5 protein-coding genes are annotated in these 4,411 nt (G+C 71.2%); 2 read left to right on the forward strand and 3 right to left on the reverse strand.

Annotated features, from left to right (window positions below; all coding sequences use genetic code 11):
* Positions 1-1,493 (forward strand): putative bifunctional diguanylate cyclase/phosphodiesterase (locus AC08ON_RS02485; protein WP_476616379.1); only part of this gene is annotated, 1,493 nt, incomplete at its 5' end.
* Between the two features lie 9 nt (positions 1,494-1,502).
* On the opposite strand, the gene AC08ON_RS02490 is transcribed toward AC08ON_RS02485, so the two are convergent.
* The gene (locus tag AC08ON_RS02490; RefSeq protein WP_476606271.1) at positions 1,503-2,747 is read right to left on the reverse strand and encodes a M4 family metallopeptidase; all 1,245 of its coding nucleotides are present in this window, start codon (positions 2,745-2,747) and stop codon (positions 1,503-1,505) included.
* A gap of 1 nt (position 2,748) precedes the next feature.
* Positions 2,749-3,420 (reverse strand): hypothetical protein, encoded by a 672-nt coding sequence (locus AC08ON_RS02495; RefSeq protein ID WP_476616380.1) that lies wholly within the window; start codon positions 3,418-3,420, stop codon positions 2,749-2,751.
* A gap of 99 nt (positions 3,421-3,519) precedes the next feature.
* Here AC08ON_RS02495 and coaE point away from each other — a divergent pair, with 99 nt between their 5' ends.
* The gene (gene coaE / locus AC08ON_RS02500) at positions 3,520-4,197 is read left to right on the forward strand and encodes a dephospho-CoA kinase (protein WP_476606269.1); all 678 of its coding nucleotides are present in this window, start codon (positions 3,520-3,522) and stop codon (positions 4,195-4,197) included.
* Between the two features lie 25 nt (positions 4,198-4,222).
* On the opposite strand, the gene AC08ON_RS02505 is transcribed toward coaE, so the two are convergent.
* A partial coding sequence (locus AC08ON_RS02505; RefSeq protein WP_476616381.1) for a UvrB/UvrC motif-containing protein occupies positions 4,223-4,411 on the reverse strand: 189 nt, incomplete at its 5' end.

Genomic DNA, 4,411 nt, shown 5'->3' on the forward strand with positions numbered 1-4,411 from the left:
TGGGCGCGGTGGCGAAGGCCCTGTTCCGTGAGGGCCTGCTGCAGAACCGTTCCGATCCCCTCACCCGCCTGGCCAACCGGGGCGGGACGATGGAAATCGGGCAGTCCGCCGTTGCGAAGATCAATGCCGCGGGGAACGAGGCTGTCCTCGTCCTGGTGGACCTCAACCGGTTTCACGAGGTCAACGATGCGCTCGGTCACCTCGGCGGGGACCAGCTGCTGAGGATGATCGCTGAGACGTTGCCGACCCTGACTCCGAGGCCGGTGTTCGTCGGTCGGGCCGGCGGGGACGAGTTCGCGCTGGTGTTCCGCGGACCCGAGATCATCCCGGCGCCGCCCGTCTCATCTGCCTCACCCCCCTCATCCACCTCATCTGCTTCACCCGTCTCCCTCGGCCCGTCGGGCGCGCCGGCCGTCCGCAGCCCCCTGCCCGCGGCCATAGCCGCCGGGCGGCGGCGCACCTTGGGCCGGCGGGTCCTCCGCCAGATCCAGGGGCCCTTTCAGGTCTGCGGGGTCGACGTCGAGGTGGACGCCTCGGTGGGCATCGCGGTGGCCCCCCGCGACGGCGCGACCATGGCCACCCTGATGAGCTGTGCCGATGCGGCCCTGCTGCGGGCCAAGCGGGTCGGGGAGAGCGTGGGCCTGTGGGATGCCGGCATCGCCGGGGTGCGGCCCGAGGAGATCGCGTTGAACGCCCAGTTGCGCGCCGCGATCGGCCGCGACGAGCTCGTCCTGTACTACCAGCCGGTCCAGTCAGCTCGGACCGGTGGGATCGTCGGTGCCGAGGCGTTGCTGCGGTGGCGACATCCGAGCCGTGGGCTGCTCCCCCCCGGCGAGTTCCTGCCGATCGCCGAGCGGTCCCCCCTGATCGCGGACCTGACCCGGTGGGTTCTCGACGAGGCACTGCGGCAGTGCGCCGCCTGGGACGCGGGGGGCCTGCACCTGCCGGTGTCGGTCAATCTCTCCCCCCGGATGCTGGTGCTCGACGATCTTCCCCGGGTGGTCTCGGACTCGATCGCCGCGCACCGGCTGGCCCCCGACGTCCTCACCCTGGAGATCACCGAGAGCGCCCTGGTCACCCAGCCCGCGCGTGCGGCGACGATGCTGGGTCAGTTGCGCTCCCACGGCGTGGCGCTCTCCCTCGACGACTTCGGCACCGGGTATAGCTCGATGGAGATCCTCAAGACGTTGCCGTTTGACGAGGTCAAGATCGACCGGGGGTTCGTCACGGACGTCCGGGGGAGCCTGCCCGACGCCGCGATCGTGCGTTCCGTGCTCGATCTGGGACATCGCCTGGGGCTGCGGGTCGTCGGTGAGGGCATCGAGGACGAACGGATCCTGACGATGATGGTCGACTTCGGCTGCGATCTGCTGCAGGGAGAGGCGATCTCGCCTCCGCTGCCGGCGGAGCGCGTCCGCGAGCTGCTGCGGGCCCGGGCCGCGAAGGCGGGCAAGGTGGTCCCGGGCGGTGACGTTCGATGTCGCCGGGCGTGATGGTCCGAATTACCCGGCTGCGCGGACGACGATGCCGACGGCCTGCCACGCCTCGGAGACGGCCTTCCGCGCGTCCGCACCGAACAGCAGGCCGGCCTGGTGCACGGTCACCGAGGCGAATGCGCGGAACGTCGTGTCCGGCCGGATCTGCGGTGCGCGCAGGGTCTCATACCAGATGCGGCCGGCCTTCTCCCAAGCGTATCCGCCGAGAGCCGTCGCGGCGAGGTAGAACGCCTTGTTCGGGATGCCCGAGTTGATGTGGACGCCGCCGTTGTCGGCGGTCATCCGGACGTAGCGGTCCATGTGGTCCGGCTGGATGTCGTCGCCGAGTACCGGATCGTCGTAGGCGGTCCCGGGGGCCTTCATCGACCGCAGCGCGGCGCCTTGGACGGCGTCTGTGAGCAGCTCGTCGCCGATCAGCCAGTCGGCCTGCTCGGTGGTCTGGCCGCGGACGTACTGCTTCACCAGGGAACCGAAGACGTCGCTGATCGACTCGTTGAGCGCGCCGGACTGGTTCACATACATCAGCGCCGCCTCGTCCTCGGTGACGCCATGGGTCAGTTCATGACCGATGATGTCGAGCGACGCCGTGAAACGCTTGAACAGCTCGCCGTCGCCGTCGCCGAACACCATCTGGCGGCCGTTCCAGAAGGCGTTCTCGTAGTGGTCGCCGTAGTGCACGGTGGCGAGCAGAGCCATCCCCTCGTCATCGATGGAGCTCCGGCCCAGGACGTCGGAGTAGAACGCGAACGTCGAGCCCAGGCCGTCGTAGGCCTCGTTGACCGCCGCGTCGTCGATCGCGGCGCCACCCTCCTCGCGAACCATCGCACCCGGCAGGATCTCGGTGCCGCCCGCGTCGCTGACGGTACGCCGCGGGCCGCTCTCGGGCGCCGGGCGCGGTGGGACGGCACCGCGCCGCGTCGAGCGCATCAGGGCGTTGTGCACCCGGATGGTGCGATGAGAGGTGTCCTGGAGCAGGGTGGACAGGGCCCGGGAACGCTGCTCCTCGGTGCCGTTGCGGACAATGCGTTCGAGGATGTGGGGTGGGATCGCGCAGGGCAGGGCAGGGCAGGGCGTGGCGGGGGCAGGGCATCGTCGACTCCGTAGCGTGAGATGATCGCCGGTGGATTCCCGCGGGCGTCGACGGCCGCGGATGACCCCGGAGTCACCGACCTTGCTACCTGCGACACAGGATGTCCAGAGAGTGCCGGTCCACCGCCTTCTTCTGGCTAGCCGGAAACGTTCCGTTACCACCCTATCCGCGATGCCGGCCGGGCGATGGGCCGGGCGATGGGCCGGGCGGGGAACCGGATGCAGTGCGGAGCCGACCCCGACGGCGCAGGAGCGTCCGCGCCCCCAGCTGGATGATCGCCAACGTGAGGCTGCCGAGGATCAGGAAGGTCATGTTCTCGTCGAGCCAGGTGACAACGCCGCGCATCCATGGCGTCACGGCGCGCGCCGCCGTCAGGTAGAGGGCCGAGGACAGCAGGGAGCCGGGAACCAGGAAGCGCAGGAACCGGCGCAGCGGGACGTCGCCGGCGCCGAGCGCCGCGTCCACCGCCGCGTTGGTGTTCAGCAGGCAGAACCACAGCAGCGGGCGCTGGGTGCCGCGGCGGGACAGCGCCGCCACGGCGCGGCCGGTGCTGATACGCCGTAGGAGCACCGAGCGGATGTTGTTGCGGGCCAGACCGAAGTAGCCGACGTCGATCAGCCCGCGGAAGAACGCGGCGATCAGCAGGGCGGGAACGAACGGCACCGTGCCGCCGACCAGCAGCAGGATCGCCCACGTGGGTCGCAGCGCAACGAGCAGCAACGGTGCCGAACCGGCGAGCGCCGGTGCCAGCGCGAGGCCGAGGGCGCCGAGACCGAGCAGCGTGCCGGTGAGCAGGGCCGGCCAGAGCCGGTGCGCGACCGGGGCAACCTCCATCCGCACAGTCTGCCAAGTACGCGAGCTGCCAAGTACGCGAGGGCGCAGCCGGGCGGACCGGCTGGGTGGCTGGCTCCGGGAGCTGGCAGACTCGACGATGTGTTCACAGTAGGTCTGACGGGTGGCATTGGTTCAGGCAAGAGCGCGGTGTCAGCGTGCCTCGCGGCCCGGGGCGCCTTGCTGATCGACGCCGACCAGGTCGCCCGGGACGTGGTGGCGCCCGGCACCCCGGGGCTCGCCGCGGTCCTGGCGGAGTTCGGCACCGAACTGGCGAACGCGGACGGCGGTTTGGACCGCGAGGCGCTCGGCCGGATCGTGTTCGCCGATCCCGCCGCCCGCGGCCGGCTCGAAGCGATCGTCCATCCGCTGATCCGCGAGGAGACGGCGCGGCGCATGGGGGAGGTGTCACCGAGCGGGATCGCCGTGCACGACATCCCGCTGCTCGTCGAGGTGCACGCCGAAGGCACCTACGACGTGGTGCTGGTCGTCGAGGCGCCGCGGGAGGTGCGGCTGCACCGCCTCGAGGGCCGCGGCCTGCCCCGCGACCAGGCGCTGGCGCGGATGGCGAACCAGGCCACGGACTCCCAGCGCCGGGCCGCCGCCGACATCGTGGTGGACAACGGCGGGAGCCTGGACGACCTCGACGCCCGCATCGAGGAGGTCTGGCAGGACCTGCTGGCCCGCCGCGACGCCAAGGCCGCAGCCGAGGCCGAGACCGTCGCCAGCGGCGCGGATGCTGCCGCCAGCGGCACGGACACCGCCGCCCCAGCCGGCTGATCGTGGCAGGCCGGCGCTCAAGGCATCACTGCACGCCGGCGGCGCCCATGCCACGCAGCTCCTTCTTCAGCTCGGCGATCTCGTCGCGCAGCCGGGCGGCCAGCTCGAACTGCAGCTCCTTCGCCGCCTCGTGCATCTGGTCGTCGAGCTGGCGGATAAGCTGCGCGAGTTCGTGGGAGGGCAGGCCGGCGAGTTCGGCGGCGTACCGGCCGAC

The sequence above is a fragment of the Frankia sp. CoWAU3 genome (assembly GCF_977971855.1).